Source organism: Streptomyces sp. NPDC006385, from assembly GCF_040612485.1.
In the GTDB taxonomy this organism is placed as follows: domain Bacteria; phylum Actinomycetota; class Actinomycetes; order Streptomycetales; family Streptomycetaceae; genus Streptomyces.
Genome location: NZ_JBEXQG010000020.1, coordinates 47121 through 64140 on the forward strand (window position 1 = coordinate 47121; position 17020 = coordinate 64140).

The window sequence follows — 17020 nt, forward strand, 5'->3', positions numbered from 1 at the left end:
GTGCAGGTCAGCGCAGGGGGATGATGATGTCGTCCTCGACCGGCGGGTCGACTTCCTGGGCGCGGTTGCCGGTCGCGGCGTAGCAGCGCAGGCGGACGGTCTCGGGGGTGACGTCCAGGCGCAGGAAGGACTTGAAGAACGGCGGGCTGTAGGTCTCCGAACTCGGTGAAAAGAGCTGGGTGTAGATCTTGCGCACGGGGAGGCGGAACCGCGCGGTGCGGTCGGGGCGGCGGCCGGCGCCCAGCAGACCGGCGACCACGCGGGTGCGCCACGTGATGCGGGCCGTCTTCTCCTGGGCGCGGGTCAGCGGGATGCCCAGGCGCTCGGCGACGACGGCCGCCGCCTCCGCCTCGGTGAGGGTGAAGAAGCGGCGCATGCGCAGCCGGCGCCCGTAGAGCCTGCTGTAGAAGGCCAGGGAGTCGCCGCGCAGGGGATAGCAGTGGAAGTCCTTCTCGGTGACGTTCGCGACGTCGACCCGCGGGATCGTGTGCGTGGCGTGCATGAACGCACCGCCGCCGCCCGAGACCACGTACTGGATGGTGCGGCCGTCCACCTGCACGGGATAGCGCTGGTAGTTGTGGATGTCGCCGCCGATCGCCGCGACATAGCGGTGCGCCGGGTCGCGCACGATCTCGTCGACGGTGCCGCCGCCCTCGATCGCGCAGGGGCGGTGCTCACCGTCCACGTACAGGGGCTGGCCGGTGACGAGGATCTTCGGCCGGGGATCCTGGGACACCTCGCGCAGCCATGCGCCCTGCTCGGCGTCGATGGTCCCGAGCAGTCCCGTGTCGATGCCGACGATCCGCACCGGCCCGGCGTCGATCGCCCAGTACGGCCCCGGCTGGACGGCCCGCTGGGCGGCGGCCGACCTCAACCGCCGTGCCTCCGGAAGCCGTTGGCCGTCGTCCTTGCGCGGCCGGTGCCACAGCAGCGACCGCACCCACGCCCTGCTGAGCGGACGCGGCGCGGCCTCGGGCTCCAGGGGTGGGGCGTCGTCGCAGAAGACGCGCATGAACGCGCCGAGGTCCTCGTACCAGTCGTGGTTGCCCGGTATCGCGTAGATGGGCGCCTGGTAGTCCTGGTACGGCCGGAAGAACTTGGGGCCGTAGTCGTCCGCACTGCCGACCGGATAGATCACGTCACTGGCGAGCACCGCGAACCGCGTGTCCTGACCCACCTTCAGCAAGCCCGGCACGACGGCGTACTGGGAGTCGTCGCCCTCCCCGGTGTCGCCGATGACGAGGAAGGAGAAGCGGTCCGGGTCGTCGCGTCGGATCACCTTGTCGGCGGGCGCCCCCGCGGCCGCCCGCTGCGCCACCCAACGGCTGCGGGTACGGCCCGTGGGGTCTGCGAACCAGGACGCCAGCACGCCGTTGCGGGCGGCCCAGAGCGTCTTCGGGTTGAGCCAGGAGATCTTCTCGACCTTGTGCGGCATCAGCCGCTTGTACACGCCGAGTTCGGCGGCGCCCCAGCCGGCGCCCTCGGCGGTATCGCGTGAGGAGTCAGACACGGATGCACCGTAACAATGATCTAGGGAAGGCCGAGAGGGGGGAGGCGGGGCCTCCCATGAGCCGACTCCCCGAACCCGGCCACGAGTGGTGCCGGCCCCGCGGATGTGGCACAGATGGAGTGCGGGCGGGTAGCGGGTGGCGGCGGGCAGCGGCGGAAAGGGCCGGACATGCGGGAACTCGCGATCATCGAGGCGCCGTCCGTACTCGGCCTGCGGCCCTCCGGGGTCCAGGACCTGCCGACGGCGCTGCTCGACGCCGGCCTGACGGCCGGTCTCGACGCGGTACGGGCCGGGCGGGTCGAACCCCCGGCCTACGACCCGGTGCGCGACGCCGACACCGGGGTCCTCAACGCGCACGCCATCGCGCGGTACTCCGCTCGGCTGGCCGACGCGGTCGGCGACGTCCTCGACACCGGCCGTTTTCCCGTCGTCCTCGGCGGGGACTGCAGCATCCTGCTCGGCAACCTCCTCGCCCTGCGCCGCCGCGGCCGGCACGGCCTGCTGTTCCTGGACGGCCACACCGACTTCTACCAGCCCTCGGCGGAGCCGAACGGCGAGGCGGCCTCGATGGAACTCGCCCTCGCCACCGGCCGCGGCCCCCGGTCGCTCACCGACCTGGAGGGACGTGGCCCGCTGCTGCGGGACGAGGACGTCGTGGCCCTCGGTTTCCGCGATGCCGACGAGTCCGCCGAGGCCGGTATGCAGCCACTGCCACCCGACCTGCACGCCGTCGACCTCGACGGCGTACGCGCGGCCGGCGCCGCCACGGCAGCGCACCGCGCGGTCGACCGGCTCACCGCCGGCCCGAGCGCCGGCTTCTGGGTGCACCTCGACGTCGACGTCCTCGACGACGCGATCATGCCCGCCGTCGACTACCGCATCCCCGGCGGGCTGACCTGGGAGGAACTGGAAATCGCGCTGCGCACGGCTCTCGCCGGCACACGGGCCGTGGGACTCGACGTCACGATCTTCAACCCCCGCCTCGACCCGGACGGCACGATCGCCGTCCGCCTCGCCCAGTGCCTGCGCCGCGGGCTGGCGGTACGGGTGGGGTGACCGGCGCGGGGGTCGGCACGGGTGACTGCGTACGCTTTGGTCACCCTCATGATCAGGCGGTCGGGCGACCGTCCGACGCACCGGCACCCCCCCTGGAAAGGCTCCGACCCTGAACGGCTCCCTCGCGGAAGCGCTCTGCATCGTCCTTCTCGTGGTGGTGCTGGTCTGCGCGGTGGTGCGTCCACGAGGGCTGCCGGAAGCGGTCTTCGCCGTCCCCGCCGCCGGGGTGGTCATCGCCACCGGGGCGATCTCACTGGACCACGCGTCGGACGAGGCCGCCCGCCTCGGCCCGGTGATCGGTTTCCTGGCGGCCGTCCTGGTGCTGGCCCAACTGTGCGACGACGAGGGCCTGTTCCAGGCGTGCGGCGCCTGGATGGCACGCACCGCCGCGGGGCGCCCGCGCCGGCTGCTGGGGCAGGTGTTCCTCGTCGCCTCGCTGATCACCGCGGTGCTGAGCCTGGACGCCACGGTCGTGCTGCTGACCCCGGTGGTCTTCGCCACCGCCGCCCGGATCGGTGCCCGTGCCAAGCCGCACGTGTACGCCTGCACCCACCTGTCGAACACCGCCTCGCTGCTGCTGCCGGTCTCCAACCTCACCAACCTGCTGGCCTTCGCCGCCAGCGGGTTGAGCTTCACCCGCTTCGCCGCGCTGATGGCGCTGCCGTGGCTGGCCGCCATCGCCGTCGAGTACGCGGTCTTCCGCCGGTTCTTCGCGGTGGAGCTGGACGCCGGCGCGCAGGCCCCGCCCGCCGCCGGGACACCTGAGCCGCCGGTGTTCGCCCTCGTCACCGTGGCGGGCACGCTCGCCGGGTTCCTGGTGACCTCGGCGGCGGGGATCGATCCGGCGTGGGCGGCCTGCGCGGGAGCGCTGGTGCTGGCCGTCCGCGCCCTGGTCCGGCGCCGCACCACTCCGGCGGCCCTGGTGCGCGCCACCGCCGTCCCCTTCCTCGCCTTCGTCCTGGCGCTGGGCATCGTGGTGCGGGCGGTCGTCGACAACGGGCTGGACGGCGCCCTCGGCCGTCTCGTCCCCGACGGCACCGGCCTGCTCGCGCTGCTGGGCATCGCGGCGCTGGCCGCCGTACTGGCGAACGTGATCAACAACCTGCCCGCCGTGCTCGTGCTGCTGCCCCTGACCGAGTCGGCCGGTCCCGGCGCGGTGCTGGCGGTGCTCCTCGGCGTCAACATCGGCCCCAACCTCACCTACGCCGGGTCCCTGGCGACGCTGCTGTGGCGCAGGATCGTGCACGAACACGACACCGACGTCGAGCTGGGGGAGTTCACCCGGCTCGGCCTGTACACGGTGCCCGCCGCGCTCGCCTGCTCGACGGTGGCACTGTGGGGCGCACTGCACCTGATCGGAACCTGAGCGGACACCGAGGAGGACCCGAGCAGAACCTGACCGAGCCGGAACGACCGGAACGAGAGGCCGGAGGCTGATCTGTATGGCCGTCATCGTGTGGATCGTCGAGGGGACCTGGCCCGCCTGCGTGGACGCGGCCCGCACCCACGTCCCCGAGGGCTCGGAGATCGTGCTGCTGCATGTCACCGGGCACGAGAGCCCGGGCGCCGCGCACGGCGCCTTCGCCGGTCTGCTCGGCCGGGGCCATCCCGAGCGCGACCCCGGCACCCGGATGGAGGAGCTGGCCGCCGATTCCGCCCGCCGGCTGCTGGGGGAGGCGGCCCACCGGCTCGGCAGGGCCTGCACGCCCGTGGAACGCTCCGGCCGCGTCGAACACGAGGTCGTCGACGCCGCCGAGGGCGCCGACCTGCTCATCGTGGCCAGGGACGGTGATCGCAGCCACCTCGGGCCCAGGAGCCTGGGCCCGGCCGGCCGGTTCGTCGTGGACCACGCGCCCTGCCCGGTCCTGCTGGTCTGGCCGGAGCCCGCTCCGGACCCGGCCGGCACCACGACACCGCCCCCGCCGCACCCCCGCTGACGCACGGCCGGGGCGCGGTGACACGCGGGCGCCGAACGTCACACCCGGCGCCGAACGTCATACGCGCGTCGGCCTCAAGCGTCGTACTCGTCGGGCAGCCGGAGGCCGGGACCACCGGCCTGCAACCCCAGGGGCGCCGCGCGCCCTCGCGGTTCCTCCCACGCCTCCTGCCGGCCGAGCGCGGTGAGGTCGAGGTAGGGGATGCCGTAGTGGAACTGTTCGATGCCACGGCCGAAGGCCGAGTAGGTGTGGAACACCTCGTCCCCGACCCGCAGGAAGGCGCTGATGCCCGGCCAGTCGCCGCGCAGGTCCTTGGACCACGGCATGCCGGCCTCGGCGAGCTCGGCCTCCGTGCGATGGAAGACCTGCACCGGCGCGACCCGCTCGTCGACGGTCGCGTGGAAGTCGTAGTTGAAGTCGCTGCCCGCCGACGAGTACCACGGGAAGGCCCACCCCATCCGCGCGCGGTACGCGGCGATCTTCGCGTACGGCGCCCGGCTCACCGCCACCAGCGTCGTGTTGCGGACGTGGAGCTGTCGCAGCGCGCCGATCCAGTCGGCCGCGGAGGAACAGCTGGGGCAGCCGGTGTCACGGGGATGCTCGACGCCGTCGGCGTCGATGTCGTACGTCCACATGAAGTGGTGCATGACGAGCTGGGGGCGCCCCTCGAACAGGTCGAGCAGGCTCACCGTCCCGTCCGGGCCCTCGAAGGCGTACGGCTTGTCGACGCGGACCATGGGCAGCCGCCGCCGCTCGGCGTTGACCCGGTCACGCGCGCGCGTGAGCTCCTTCTCCTTGGCCAGCAGCTCCTTGCGGGCGGCGAGCCACTCCTCGCGCGACACCACATCCGGCAGGTTCGCCATCGACGTCATCTCGGATCTCCCCTGGTCGAGGCAGGCACTCCTTCAGCTTGCCCCCGCCCCACCCGTGCCGCACACCGTGCCGAGATGCTCGGACGACAGCCTCAGAACGTCCGCTTCAGCAGATCGAGCAGCGCCGCCCAGTGCCTTTCGTCCGCCTCGGCGTCGTACGAGGAGGTGTCGGCCTGCGTGAACCCGTGCCCCGCACCCGGGTAGACCTCGCAGCGGTGCCGGACCCCCGCCTCGGTGAGCGCGGCCTCAAGACGCTCGATCTGCTCGACGGGCAGGGACGGGTCCTGGTCCGCATGGCCGAAGTACAGCTCGGCGGTGACGTTCCCGGCGACCAGGTGCGGGCTGTCCGGCGACTCGGTCGCGAGCCGGCCGCCGTGGAACCCGGCCGCCGCCGCGACCCGCTCCGGGTAGGTGCCCGCGGTGAGCAGGGACAGCCGTGCGCCCATGCAGTAGCCGGTCAGCGCGACCGGGCCGTCGGCCGCCACGGGGCAGTCGGCCAGCCACCGCAGATAGGCACCGGCGTCGCGCATCGCCCGCTCGGTCGTCAGCGCCCGCATGATCGGCATGATGCTCTGGAAGATCTCCGGCCGGGCCGCGGGGTCGATGAACTCGGGCAACTCGACCACCGGAGCACGCCCGTGACGGTAGAACACATTGGGTACCAGCACCGTGTACCCGGCCTCGGCCAACCGGTCCGCCATCGCCTGGAGACGGGGCCGCAGACCGAAGGCGTCCATGTAGAGGAGGACCCCCGGGCGGGGCTCCCCGTCCACGGGACGGGCCAGATAGGCGTCGGCGGTGCCGTCCTCGGTGGGGATGTCGACGGAGGTTCCCTGTACGGCGGTCATGGCTGGGACCTGCCTCTCTGCGTGGGGCGTCGGCGGGAACGGCCCGTGGGAGGGGCCGGTTCACGGTCATCGTGACATGCACACCTGTGGGCGCCTCGGCCACCCCCACCACGGCCCTTTCTCACTCGAACCGGGACGTGTCACCCGCCCCCTTGCGCACGATCTCGGCCTCGCCGCCGGAGAAGTCGATCACCGTCGTCGGCTCGGTGCCGCAGTCCCCGGAGTCGACCACCGCGTCCAGCACATGGTCGAGCCGGTCCTTGATCTCCCAGCCCTGCGTCATCGGCTCGTCCTCGTCCGGCAGCAGCAGCGTGCTGGACAGCAGCGGCTCCCCGAGCTCGGCGAGCAGCGCCTGGGTGACGCCGTGGTCGGGGATGCGTACGCCGACCGTCTTCTTCTTCGGGTGCTGGAGCATGCGCGGCACCTCCTTCGTGGCGGGCAGGATGAACGTGTAGCTGCCGGGCGTCGACGCCTTGATCATCCGGAACACGTCGTTGTCGACCCGCACGAACTGGCCGAGCTGCGCGAAGTCCTGGCAGACGAGGGTGAAATGGTGCCGGTCGTCCAGGCGGCGGATCGTCCGGATCCGCTCGATGCCGTCACGGCTGCCCAGTCGGCAGCCCAGCGCATAGCAGGAGTCCGTCGGATACGCGATGAGCGCACCGGAGCGGACGCTCTCGGCGACCTGGGAGATGGTGCGCGGCTGAGGGTTGTCGGGGTGCACGTCGAAGTACTTCGCCATCCGCCGAGCCTATGCCCTGGAGGACGGACGGCAACGCAAGCCCGGGAAGGAACGCCCGGGGAACGCGGCCGCCCGTGCACGCCACGGATTCGACGCCCCGGACGGGGGATGAGCCCCCCGGTCCTGGGAAACCCGTTCTCCCACGCGGACGCCCGCATACCACCGCGCACGCGTGAGGTAACGTCCCGACCGGTATGCCGTGGATGAGGTGCAGGACGAGGAGAAGGCCGACGTGGATGGCAGAGAGGACGGAATCCGTCAGCCGGGGGTGAGCAGCGCCGACGCCCCGGCGTGGGCGGAGCAGTTGCTGGATCACCTGCGGCCGACCGGGCGCGACGTCCGCCGGATCGTCGCCTGGCTCGCGGACGCCGTACAGGGAACCGCCGCACTCCAGGACGACACCGGCACGCTCCTCGCCGGCACGCGGCCGCCCCTGGACCACAACCTCGTCGCGGACATCGCCGCCGGCCGCATCGCCTCCGCCGCCTGGGAGGGGCAGGGCCGTCATCTGCGCCTGGTCAGGGTGGCGTATCCGAACTCGGCGTCCGCGGGCGTTCTCGCCGTGTCGCGGGAGACACCGTTCGACCGCCGCGCCGCCGACATGGTCACGCACACCGTCCAGGTCATCGAGCTCCTGCTTGAGGCGGGCGAGACGACCGCCGCCGGACGCCGGCTGGAGCGGGCCACGTCCGATCTGCGCCTGGCCATCCTGCAGTTACTGATGGTCGAGGACACCGTCTCCGCCCGCCGCGTCGCCGCGGGACTGTGGCCCGGCCTGCTCGACACGGAGACCGCCTGCGTCTACGTGGTCGAGGGCACCGCCGAGGAGCGCGACCGGCTCGCCGAGGAATGCATCGAGGCCACGGGCGAGCGGGCCCTGGTCGTGCGCTGCCCGGCGATCGACCGGCATGTGATCGTCGTGACGCCCGGCGAGGCCGAGGCCGGGCAACTGCGGTCGCTGATCGGCTCTCGCCCCCGCACCTTCCTCGGTGGCAGCGTCCGGCAGAGCCTGGCCCGCACCGCCACCGCCTACGGGCAGGCCGTGAGCGCCCTGGCCGTCGCGCACTTCCGCCCGGACAAGGCCGCGGTCTACGCCGAACGCACCCACCCCGAGCGCCTCATCGACCCGGCGGACCTGTACCACTGGACGGCCCGGCTGCTGCGGCCGCTCGACACCCTGCCCCACCACACCCGCGCCGAACTGCTCGCCACCACCCGGCTGGGCCTGGAGTTCACCGCCGTCAACGCGGCCAAGGTACTCGGCGTCAGCCGCAACACCGTCCGCGCCCGCATGGAACGCGTGGAAGCCCTGCTGCGCACGGACTTCTCCGACCTGACCGCCCGTGCGGTGGTCCATCTGGCGCTCAACATCCACGTGAGCCGCGCGGACGAACCGGCCGACCCCGACCGCCCGGAAGCCGCCGACGCCTCGCTGCGCGATCTGCTCTCCGGGCCCGCCATGGGCACCTGGGCGCAGGACCTGCTGGCCCGCCTGGACCACGGCACCCGGGACCTGCGCCGCACCCTGCGCGCCTGGATCGCCGAAGGCGGCAACGCCGAACGCGCCGCGCAGGCTCTCGGCGTGCACGCCCAGACCGTCCGCGAGCACGTCCGCGGCGCGGAACCCGTCCTCGAACGCCAACTCCTCGCCGGCGGCAGCGATCTGTACGAGGTCGTCCTCGCCCATCTCGCCACGGGCGACCTGGACCATCCCACCCTGCCCGGGGCGAAACCGGGCCTTCCGGACTCACTTGTGCACAAGTGAGCCCCGCGGGCGGTGAAGCGGGCATCGGTGCGATACCCAATCCCCCCGCGTAGACGTAAGTTCGACTCCGCCGCGGGGGCACGACCGGAACGGGGGACCGGTCGCGTCCCCGCGCCCGCGGGTTTCAGCCCCGCAACCGCACCGGTATCTCCTGCCAGCCGAACGCGATGAACGACGGCACCTGACGCAGCTCGTCCTTCCCCACGGCCAGGTCCATGCCGGGGAAGCGGTCGAAGAGGGCGGGCAACGCCGTGCGGGCCTCGACGCGCGCCAGTGGAGCGCCGAGGCACCGGTGCACACCGATCCCGAACGCCAGATGGTCGTCCGCCCCGCGCGAGGCGTCGAAGGCGTCCGCGTCCGACCCGTAGCGCGCGGGGTCCAGCCCCGCGGCGGCGTACGTCGTGAGGATGGCGTCCCCGGCCGCGATGGTCACGTCGCCGACCTCGATGTCGCTGACGGCGAACCGCAGGGGCAGCGACGCGATCGACGGATGCACCCGCAGCGTCTCGTCGATCACCGCGTCCCAGCCGATCTTCCCGGACCGCACGGCCGCCAGCTGCTCGGGGTGGGTCAGCAGGGCGACGACCGCGTTGCCGATGAGATTGACGGTCGTCTCGAAACCGGCGCCGATCACCAGCAGCAGCGTGTACAGCAACTCCTCGTCGCTCAGCCGGTCGCCGTCCTCGTCGCGCACCCGGATCAGCTCGGTCGTCAGATCGTCCCCGGGGTGCTCGCCGCGGTGGGCGATCAGCGCCGGCAGCACCGTACCGATCTGCTCCTGCACGAACGCGGCGTGCTCCGGACCCGGCTCGGAGGTGTCCATGATGGCCGCGACGAGCGTCCCGGTGGCCTCCCGCGACTCCTCCGGTACCCCGAACAGTTCGCAGATCATTTGCATCGGCAGCGGATGGGCGAACCCGGCCCTGAGGTCCACCACCGCGCCGTCATCGGCGTCGAGCGCGTCGAGCAACTCCGCGGTGATGGCCTCCACCCGCGGACGCATCGTCTCCGTACGCCGCTGGGTGAAACTCGGCGCGACCAGCTTGCGCAGCCGTCCGTGGTCGGCGCCGTACGCGGAGAGCATGTTGACCACACCGACCCAGCCCAGGATCCAGCCCCAGGAAGGGTGCGCGCCGATCTCGGGCCACAGCCGCCAGTGCAGCCGGGGGTCCTTGCTGACTCGCGGGTCGAGAATGAGCTCCTTCAGGGTGTCGTAGCCGGTGGGCGCCCACGCGGGGATGCCGCCGGGCAGTTCCACGGGCACGATCGGGCCGAGGGCGCGCAGCCGGGCGCTCTCGCCGGGGATGTCGGCGCCGAACGGGTCCAACGCGATGCGGTCGATGCGATCGGTCACGGTCACGAGGGGACTCCTGGCTGGTCGGGGGAGCGAGGACTGAACCGGACGGGCAGGGCGGTCAGCGAGCGGTGGAAGGGCCCCGGCCGCCAGGTCAGGCGCTCGCGCGGCACGACCGGTTCCAGGTCGGGCAGCCACTGGGTGAGCCGCTCGATCGCCTCGGTGGCGATGAGCAGCGTGTGCTGTCGGACCGGGCAGGCGTGCGGGCCCGCCGACCAGGACAGGTGCGAGGCGTCCTTGGGATGGCGGCCGCCGGTGACCTCCCGTGCGGCGATGGGAGCACCTCCCATGCCTTTCGGGCCATGGGGGAGTGCCAGCGCACCGTAGGAGACGACCACCGGCACCGCGGCCCGGATCCACGCGCCGTGGAAGGACACGGGCCTGCGCGCGTAGTGGATGCCGTAGTTGGCCAGCGGCGTCTCGTGGTGGAGCACCTCCACCACCGCGTCCATCACGGGGCGGGCCCCGCTGGTCAGGGTCGAGTAGTACGCCGGGTTGCCGAGGATCCGCGACAGCGCGTTCGACACCAGGTTGGCCGTCGGCTCGTGCCCGGCGCCGAGGGTGAGGAACACCTGCCAGGTGACCTCCTCCGGGGTGAGCCGGGCGGGGTGGTCCAGCAGCCAGCTCGGCAGGTCCTCGCCCCGCTGCCGGGACTTGGCGGCGATCAGCTCCAGCACGTACCCGCCGAACTCCGCCTCGCCCTCGGCCGCTTCGGCGCCGCCCTCCATCATCTTGCCGAGCGCCACGTCGAGCCGGTCGCTCTGGCTGTCCGGCAGCCCGAAGAGGCTGTTGAACACCAGCGCCATCAGCGGCCGCGCGAACCCGCCCACCAGATCGGCCTCGCCCTTCGGCCCGATCCGGCCCACCAGCACCCGCACCGCGCGATGCACCCGCGCCCGCAGATCGTGCGGCTCGATCCGATCGAAGGTGTCGATCAGAGAGGTGCGGTACCGGACATGGGCCGCGCCGTCGGCGAACAGCGTGTTGGGCCGCCAGCGCATCATGCCCAGGACCGGCGAGTCGTCGGCGACCGTGGCCTCCCACGGCCGCGGGTCGTGGGAGAACGTGTCCGTGTCGCGCAGCAGATCCAGCGCCGCCCGCCGGTCGGTGACGACATACGCCGGCACGCCCGGCGCCAACTCCGCCCAGCCGACCGGGCCCTGGGCGCGCAGGGCGTCGTAGTAGCGAGACGGGTCCAGCGCGAAACCGTCCTCCCACAGCCGCACGGGCGCCGAGCGGGAGAAGGCATGCCGGTCGGGGGAGTGGGTGGTCATCCGGGTCACCGGCCCTCCGGGACGTGACGGTCGATCAGATGCTGGACCAGCGCGAGCAGCGCGTCGACGGACGAGTCGGCGTCCCGCGCGTCACACGTCACCATCGGCGTGCCCGCCTCCAGGTCCAGGGCGGCGCGCAACTGCTCCCCGGTGTGCTGCCGGGGCGCGTCCGGGAACGCGTTGAAGGCGACGGCGTACGGCAGCCCCGTCTCCTCCACCAGCCCCAGCACGTCGAACGACGCGTCGATGCGGCGGCTGTCGACCAGGACGAGGGCGCCCAGTGCCCCGTAGGCGATGTCGTCCCACAGGGGCCGGAACCGCTCCTGCCCGGGAGTGCCGAACAGATAGAGCACGACCCCGCCCGGCAGGCTGATCCGCCCGAAGTCGACGGCGACGGTGGTCGTCGCCTTGTCCCGCACCCCGGCGAGGTCGTCCACCCGCGCGGACGCCTCGCTGAGCGGTTCCTCGGTGTGCAGGGGCCGGATCTCGGAGACCGAGTCGATCAGCGTCGTCTTGCCCACCCCGAAGGGGCCGGTGACCAGGATCTTCACCAGGTCGCGGGCGGTGCCGGGCAGATGGACGTCCGTACGTGGGCCCGCTGTGTCGCGGGCGCGGGTGTCGCTAGGTGTGCTTGAGGGCGCGAAGGCCATCGGCCACTCTCTTCAGCAGGTCGGGGTCGAAGCGTGCGGCGGGCGGGATCGGCGCACGGGCCAGCACCAGGTCCCGGTCGATGAGGTCGGCCGCGAGGACGCGCACGGCGGACACCGGCAACCGCAGCAGCGCCGCGGCCTCCACCACCGTCAGCGAGCCGTCGGCCAGGGCGTCCAGCAGGGCGAGCTGGGCGGCGGGCAGACCGGCGGGGGCGGGGGTGCGGGTGCCCACGAGCAGCGACAGCCGCTCCAGGTGGGGCCGGCTGGGCCGGGCCACACCCCCGGTCGACACGTACGCGGGAACCAGCGGGCGGCCGCCACGGCGGCCGGTCATGCCGACGCGCCGTCCTCGGCACCTCGGGGCGCGGCCGCCATCGCCTTCTCGCCCATCCGGGCCACCTGCGAGTGGACCCGGTGCGCGAGCAGGTCCAGCCGCACCTCCGCGTCCCCGTACGCGGCCACGCACGTGCCGTGGTCCGTCGGCACGATCAGCACATACCCGTGGTCCGACTCGATGACGACCTGCCGCACCTCGGCCCGCTCCCGATCGGCGAACGCGGCCGCCGCGGTACGGCACGCCCCCTGCACGGTGCTGGTGATCGCGGCCACCCGCTCGGCCGAGGGCCGGCTGAGCGCGTCGGTGTACCCGGTCACCAGTCCGTCCCGCGTGAGCAGTACGGCGGCCACCACGTGCGGCACCTGCAGGATCGGTTCGAGCACCCATGCCGTGTCTCCCGCGTCGCGGCTGGTCATCGAGCCGTTCCCCCTTCGTGTGCATGGTCGGTCTGATCGGTGTCGGTGAGGGTGTGGGTGTGGGTATGGGTGTCGGCTTCGGCATGCCGCCGAGCCGCCCGGGCGGCTTCCGGTACGGCCGGCGAGGCGTCGCCGGTGCGCTCGCCGGCCGCCGCCCGGGCCGCGGACGTACCGGCCTGCAGTGCGCCGAGCGCGGCGGCGGCCTGCTCGGGGCGGCGTTCCGCGGGCCGTGGGGCGGGCGCGTCAGTGGAGGCGGCGGTCACCCGGGTGCGGCGCCGGCGTTGCGGCAGCCCGCCGGCCTCGCGCGGCGCGTGGTACCCGGCTGCGGCGCCGGAGGCGTCGACGTCATGCTCGGCCCCGTATCCGTGCGCGGCGGCGGACGCCTTGCGCGTGGAGCGCGGCGCGCTCGCGGCAGGCGGTCGCTCGTCGGGGTCGATCCGGCTGAGCAGGTGGCTGTCGACCCGCAGCACCGCCCGCACCCCGCCGTACGGCGACGGCGACGACACGTCCACGCTCAGGTCGAACTGCCGGGTCAGCTGTCCGATCGCGGCGAGTCCCATGCGCGGCGGATCGCCCAGCTCGGTGAGGAGGATCGGCTCGGACCCGGCCACCAGCCGCTGGGCGCGGGCGCGTTCCTCCTGTGTCATGCCGAGGCCCGCGTCGTCGACCGTGACGCAGACGCCGTGATGGACGTGCTCCAGGTTGACCACGACATCCGTGTCCGGAGCGGAGTGCCGCAGGGCGTTGTCGAGGAGCTCCGCGACGATGATCGCGACCGGTTCCACGGCGTGGGAGACCAGGGCGGTCCCCGCCGCCAGGTGGTTGTGGACCCGGACCCGGTGGTAGCCCGCGAGCCGGGCCTGGCCACCGGTCACCGCGTCCACCAGGTGCGACTCCTCGCGGGCGAGCCCGACCCAGGCCCCGCACACCACGGCGGTGACCTGCGCGCGCCGCAACGACTGCTCGTTCTCGTGGTCCAGTTCGAACAGGGTCTGCGTCAACTCGGGGTCGTCGTACGTCTGTTGCAGCACACGTAACGCGTCCTGGAGCCGGTACAGGGCCGCCTGGATCTCGCGTGTCGTCCCCCGCATGCCCGCCTGCGCGGCGGCGTCGATCCGGGTGTGCTGCGCGGCCAGCTCGGTGCGCAGCCCGCTCAGCACGTGCTCCAGCGCGAGGCCCAGCGGTGTTCCCGTGGTCCGCGGGTCGAGCGGACCCGGGACGGTGACATGGGGATGGGCCAGCTGTCTGGCGGCGGCCGGAAGGCGGCGCGCCGCCAGATGCTCGACCTCGGCCGCGAACGCCTGCAGTACGCCGTCGAGTTGCCGACGCAGCGTGGCGATCTCGGTCCGCTGCCGGGCCTGTTGGCGGCGCGTGCGCACCAGCCCGCCGCCCAGGGCGAGCGCGGACAGCGTGCCGACGGCGAGCCCGCCGGTCACCAGGTCCGGTGTTTCGATCATCGAGTCGGTTCCCAGGGGTCGGTTCGGGAGCGGTCGGGCAGGGCACGTTCCGGGGCCGTGGGGCGAGGCGCTCAGCACAGTACACACCGTCATCGACCGGTCTCGCACGGTCGATGAGCACTTCGCTTCGAAAGTGACGGGGCTCTGCTCACTTCTGCGTCGACTGTCGGAGATGCCTTATGGCGAGGGGGAGTTGGCGCAGTTGCCCGTCTTCTGGCGGCCGCTTTGTCATGGCCCTGGAAATATGCCCCTGACGTCGGGCGAATGCGCGGGAATGACTGCCTCCGTGCGGTGTGTCCGTCCGGACGGCGGGTACTCGGCGGGTCCAGGAACGAGAAAGCCGGAGGAGGTCCGAATGACCAGCGGCACGGAGACCGGTGGCGTGACCGGTACGCAGGACAAGGACTACAACCTGATCTGGTACGTAGAGGCGTGCCTGAGCAACGCGCTGCGGTTGGAGACCTACATCGAGGACGCGGAACGCGAGAAGGACGCCGAGGTGGCCGACCTGTTCCGCAAGGCCCAGGCGGACAGTCGCAAGGGTGCCGAACTGGGCAAGTCACTCCTGCGTGCGCGGCTGAACGGCGGCTGACCGAGCCGGCCCGCCCCGCCCGGACACCGAGCAGGCCGAGGTGTCCGGGCTTTCGCCTGTCCGGGAGCGGTGGCGGACCGTCTGCGCGGGATCGCCATCGTCACTTCGTCAACCACCCTTGGGGTGCATGGTGTTTACTTTCGTTCGGCCCCATCGGGCCGAACGGACTTGCTAGGCTGCTACTCGCCGGTAGCAAGTTGAACGGGGGGTACGAGGAGCGGGCGGACCAGCGCCCCGGCTCCTCGGCGGGTCGTCGAGACGGAAGGTCCGGCAAGGGGGCCGGGTCGACCGGGGCGTCTGCGCGTTGTCCACACGCAGCCCTCGAACTCCAGTTCCTGGCCCACCGATCCAGACAGGTGAGACTCGCACTATGGTTCGTTCCCTGGTCGACCTGCTGACCGCGCACGCCTCGCACCACCCCGACCGAACCGCCTACCGGTTCCTCGTCACCGGCGACTGCGACGGCGAGATCCAGGAGATCTCCTACGGTCGGCTCGCCGACCGCTCCCGGGCCGTCGCGGCCTGGCTCCAGGAGCGTGGCCTGGCCGGCGCCCGCGCGATGCTGCTGTACCCGCCCGGCCTGGAGTTCATCTGCGCCTACCTCGGCTGCCTCGCGGCCGGTGTCGTGGCCGTACCGGGCGTCCCACCCCGGGGCCGCGCGGACGACCACCGCGCCCTGACCCGGATGAAGCGGCTCATCGCCGACGCCGACGCCAAGGTGATCCTGGGCGGCCGCGAGGTGATCACGACGCTGGCCGGCGTGGCCGAGCACCTGCCCGAGCCGGCCGACGTCACCCGCGTCGCCACCGAGGACATCCCCGACGAGGCGGCCGCCTCCTGGCGCGAGCCCGGCCTCCCCCCCGACTCGGTCGCCTTCCTCCAGTACACCTCCGGTTCCACCTCCGCCCCGCGCGGCGTGATGGTCACCCACGGGAACCTGCTGGACAACGAGCGGGTCATCACCGAGCGCATGGGTCACACACCGGACGCCATCGCGGAGCACGACCACGAGATGTTCGTCAGCTGGCTGCCCGTGTACCACGACATGGGCCTCATAGGCCCTGTCCTCAACACGTTCCACCTCGGCGTGACCGCCACCCTCTTCTCACCCCTGCACTTCCTGCAACAGCCCCGGCGCTGGCTCACCGCGATCAGCCGCTACCGCCCGCACACGAGCGGCGGCCCCAACTTCGCCTACGAACTCTGCCTCAAGCACGCCCGCCCCGAACTCCTCGACGGCCTGGACCTCAGCGGCTGGAAGGTCGCCTTCAACGGCGCCGAACCCGTACGCGCCGCCACCCTGCGGCGCTTCACCGCCACCTTCGCCCCGGCCGGCTTCCGCCGCGAGGCCCTCTACCCCTGCTACGGCCTGGCCGAGGCCACCTTGATGGTCACCGGCGGCACGGTCCACACCCCGCCCACCCTGCTCCGGGCCCCGCAGACCGGCCCGCACGCCGGGCAGACCGACGCGGAGGCCGTCAGCTCCGGCCGCCCCGGCCCCGACATCACCGTCGCCATCGCCGACCCCGAGCGGCACGAGGAACTGCCCGAGGGCGAGGTCGGCGAGATCTGGGTGCGCGGCGCGAGCGTCGCCAAGGGCTACTGGCGCAACGCCCTCGCCACCCGCCAGACCTTCCGCGCCGCCCTGACCGGCCACGAGGGCCGCTTCCTGCGCACCGGCGACCTCGGATTCCTCCGCGACGGCGAACTGTTCGTCACGGGACGCCTCAAGGACCTCATCGTCGTCGACGGACGCAACCACTACCCGCAGGACCTGGAAATGACCGCCGAGATGGCCCACCCGGCCCTGCGGCCCGGCTGCACCGCCGCCTTCTCGGTCGACGGAGGGAACCGAGGGGACGGGGGAGGCGGGGGAGGTGGGGGAGTGGACGGCGAACAGGCCGTCGTCGTCGCCGAGATAGCCCCGGACATGGCGGGCGAGACGGAGAAGATCACCGACGTCGTCCGCAGCGCGATCGGCGACGCCCATGGCCTGTCGGTACGGGACGTCGTCCTGGTCCGGCCGGGCACCATCCCCAAGACGTCGAGTGGCAAGATCCAGCGCCACGCCTCCAGGGCGGCCTACCTGGACGGCACCCTCGCCGTGATCGACGCGTCCGCCCTGAGCTGACACCGCCCGGTCCACCGCCGGAGGCCGGCCCATCCGCCGTACGACGGCCGCGGCGGCCGTACCACCAGGCGAGCCCTAT

At 72.6% G+C, this 17020-nt stretch carries 16 protein-coding genes; 6 read left to right on the forward strand and 10 right to left on the reverse strand.

Annotated elements, in window-relative coordinates; translation table 11 throughout:
• Positions 1 to 7: 7 nt before the first annotated feature.
• Positions 8 to 1510, reverse strand: a complete 1503-nt coding sequence (locus ABZ078_RS18025) for a metallophosphoesterase (RefSeq protein ID WP_356576296.1) — start codon at positions 1508 to 1510, stop codon at positions 8 to 10.
• Positions 1511 to 1678: 168 nt separating this feature from the next.
• On the opposite strand from ABZ078_RS18025, the gene ABZ078_RS18030 reads away from it, so the two are divergent.
• The 3 genes from ABZ078_RS18030 to ABZ078_RS18040 all read left to right on the forward strand — a co-directional run bounded on the left by ABZ078_RS18030 (position 1679) and on the right by ABZ078_RS18040 (position 4503).
• Positions 1679 to 2566: an arginase family protein gene (locus tag ABZ078_RS18030; protein WP_356576298.1), complete on the forward strand. Its 888-nt coding sequence runs from the start codon at positions 1679 to 1681 to the stop codon at positions 2564 to 2566.
• A 109-nt stretch (positions 2567 to 2675) separates the two neighbouring features.
• Positions 2676 to 3932, forward strand: coding sequence for an SLC13 family permease (locus tag ABZ078_RS18035; RefSeq protein WP_356576427.1), 1257 nt, complete (start codon positions 2676 to 2678; stop codon positions 3930 to 3932).
• A gap of 76 nt (positions 3933 to 4008) precedes the next feature.
• Positions 4009 to 4503: a universal stress protein gene (locus ABZ078_RS18040; protein WP_356576300.1), complete on the forward strand. Its 495-nt coding sequence runs from the start codon at positions 4009 to 4011 to the stop codon at positions 4501 to 4503.
• A gap of 74 nt (positions 4504 to 4577) precedes the next feature.
• Here the strand turns inward: ABZ078_RS18040 and ABZ078_RS18045 are convergent, their stop codons facing one another.
• From ABZ078_RS18045 to ABZ078_RS18055, 3 genes are all read right to left on the reverse strand, one after another.
• On the reverse strand, positions 4578 to 5375 hold the full coding sequence (locus tag ABZ078_RS18045) for a DUF899 domain-containing protein (RefSeq protein ID WP_356576302.1): 798 nt from the start codon (positions 5373 to 5375) through the stop codon (positions 4578 to 4580).
• Positions 5376 to 5467: 92 nt separating this feature from the next.
• Positions 5468 to 6223: a dienelactone hydrolase family protein gene (locus ABZ078_RS18050; RefSeq protein WP_356576304.1), complete on the reverse strand. Its 756-nt coding sequence runs from the start codon at positions 6221 to 6223 to the stop codon at positions 5468 to 5470.
• Positions 6224 to 6344: 121 nt separating this feature from the next.
• Positions 6345 to 6965, reverse strand: coding sequence for an L-threonylcarbamoyladenylate synthase (locus ABZ078_RS18055; protein ID WP_356576307.1), 621 nt, complete (start codon positions 6963 to 6965; stop codon positions 6345 to 6347).
• Positions 6966 to 7197: 232 nt separating this feature from the next.
• Between ABZ078_RS18055 and ABZ078_RS18060 the strand changes: the two genes are divergently transcribed.
• Complete coding sequence (locus ABZ078_RS18060) at positions 7198 to 8730, forward strand: helix-turn-helix domain-containing protein (protein ID WP_356576428.1); 1533 nt, start codon at positions 7198 to 7200, stop codon at positions 8728 to 8730.
• 124 nt (positions 8731 to 8854) lie between these two features.
• On the opposite strand, the gene ABZ078_RS18065 is transcribed toward ABZ078_RS18060, so the two are convergent.
• From ABZ078_RS18065 to ABZ078_RS18090, 6 genes are read right to left on the reverse strand one after another with little or no spacing between them, the layout of a single operon-like run.
• Positions 8855 to 10090 (reverse strand): cytochrome P450, encoded by a 1236-nt coding sequence (locus tag ABZ078_RS18065; RefSeq protein WP_356576309.1) that lies wholly within the window; start codon positions 10088 to 10090, stop codon positions 8855 to 8857.
• A complete protein-coding gene (locus ABZ078_RS18070; protein WP_356576311.1) occupies positions 10087 to 11358 on the reverse strand; it encodes a cytochrome P450 in 1272 nt (423 codons plus the stop codon). Before ABZ078_RS18070 ends, ABZ078_RS18065 begins: the two co-directional genes overlap by 4 nt.
• 5 nt (positions 11359 to 11363) lie before the next feature.
• On the reverse strand, positions 11364 to 12008 hold the full coding sequence (locus ABZ078_RS18075) for an ATP/GTP-binding protein (protein ID WP_356576313.1): 645 nt from the start codon (positions 12006 to 12008) through the stop codon (positions 11364 to 11366).
• Entirely contained in the window at positions 11980 to 12342 is a 363-nt protein-coding gene (locus ABZ078_RS18080; RefSeq protein ID WP_356576315.1) for a DUF742 domain-containing protein, read from the reverse strand. Before ABZ078_RS18080 ends, ABZ078_RS18075 begins: the two co-directional genes overlap by 29 nt.
• Positions 12339 to 12761, reverse strand: a complete 423-nt coding sequence (locus ABZ078_RS18085) for a roadblock/LC7 domain-containing protein (RefSeq protein ID WP_356576317.1) — start codon at positions 12759 to 12761, stop codon at positions 12339 to 12341. The genes ABZ078_RS18080 and ABZ078_RS18085 overlap by 4 nt, the downstream gene beginning before the upstream one ends.
• Positions 12758 to 14218 (reverse strand): ATP-binding protein, encoded by a 1461-nt coding sequence (locus ABZ078_RS18090; RefSeq protein ID WP_356576319.1) that lies wholly within the window; start codon positions 14216 to 14218, stop codon positions 12758 to 12760. Before ABZ078_RS18090 ends, ABZ078_RS18085 begins: the two co-directional genes overlap by 4 nt.
• Positions 14219 to 14573: 355 nt before the next feature.
• Between ABZ078_RS18090 and ABZ078_RS18095 the strand changes: the two genes are divergently transcribed.
• Positions 14574 to 14810, forward strand: a complete 237-nt coding sequence (locus tag ABZ078_RS18095; RefSeq protein ID WP_356576321.1) for a hypothetical protein — start codon at positions 14574 to 14576, stop codon at positions 14808 to 14810.
• Between the two features lie 370 nt (positions 14811 to 15180).
• Positions 15181 to 16941, forward strand: a complete 1761-nt coding sequence (locus ABZ078_RS18100; protein WP_356576323.1) for a fatty acyl-AMP ligase — start codon at positions 15181 to 15183, stop codon at positions 16939 to 16941.
• The last annotated feature ends 79 nt before the right edge of the window (positions 16942 to 17020 follow it).

Excerpts from the sequence above, each read along its gene's own strand:
- ABZ078_RS18030 (WP_356576298.1), top strand. The coding sequence starts at position 1,679 with ATGCGGGAACTCGCGATCATCGAGGCGCCGTCCGTACTCGGCCTGCGG.
- ABZ078_RS18040 (WP_356576300.1), top strand. The coding sequence starts at position 4,009 with ATGGCCGTCATCGTGTGGATCGTCGAGGGGACCTGGCCCGCCTGCGTG.
- ABZ078_RS18045 (WP_356576302.1), bottom strand. The coding sequence starts at position 5,375 with ATGACGTCGATGGCGAACCTGCCGGATGTGGTGTCGCGCGAGGAGTGG.
- ABZ078_RS18050 (WP_356576304.1), bottom strand. The coding sequence starts at position 6,223 with ATGACCGCCGTACAGGGAACCTCCGTCGACATCCCCACCGAGGACGGC.
- ABZ078_RS18055 (WP_356576307.1), bottom strand. The coding sequence starts at position 6,965 with ATGGCGAAGTACTTCGACGTGCACCCCGACAACCCTCAGCCGCGCACC.
- ABZ078_RS18070 (WP_356576311.1), bottom strand. The coding sequence starts at position 11,358 with ATGACCACCCACTCCCCCGACCGGCATGCCTTCTCCCGCTCGGCGCCC.
- ABZ078_RS18075 (WP_356576313.1), bottom strand. The coding sequence starts at position 12,008 with ATGGCCTTCGCGCCCTCAAGCACACCTAGCGACACCCGCGCCCGCGAC.
- ABZ078_RS18080 (WP_356576315.1), bottom strand. The coding sequence starts at position 12,342 with ATGACCGGCCGCCGTGGCGGCCGCCCGCTGGTTCCCGCGTACGTGTCG.
- ABZ078_RS18085 (WP_356576317.1), bottom strand. The coding sequence starts at position 12,761 with ATGACCAGCCGCGACGCGGGAGACACGGCATGGGTGCTCGAACCGATC.
- ABZ078_RS18090 (WP_356576319.1), bottom strand. The coding sequence starts at position 14,218 with ATGATCGAAACACCGGACCTGGTGACCGGCGGGCTCGCCGTCGGCACG.
- ABZ078_RS18095 (WP_356576321.1), top strand. The coding sequence starts at position 14,574 with ATGACCAGCGGCACGGAGACCGGTGGCGTGACCGGTACGCAGGACAAG.
- ABZ078_RS18100 (WP_356576323.1), top strand. The coding sequence starts at position 15,181 with ATGGTTCGTTCCCTGGTCGACCTGCTGACCGCGCACGCCTCGCACCAC.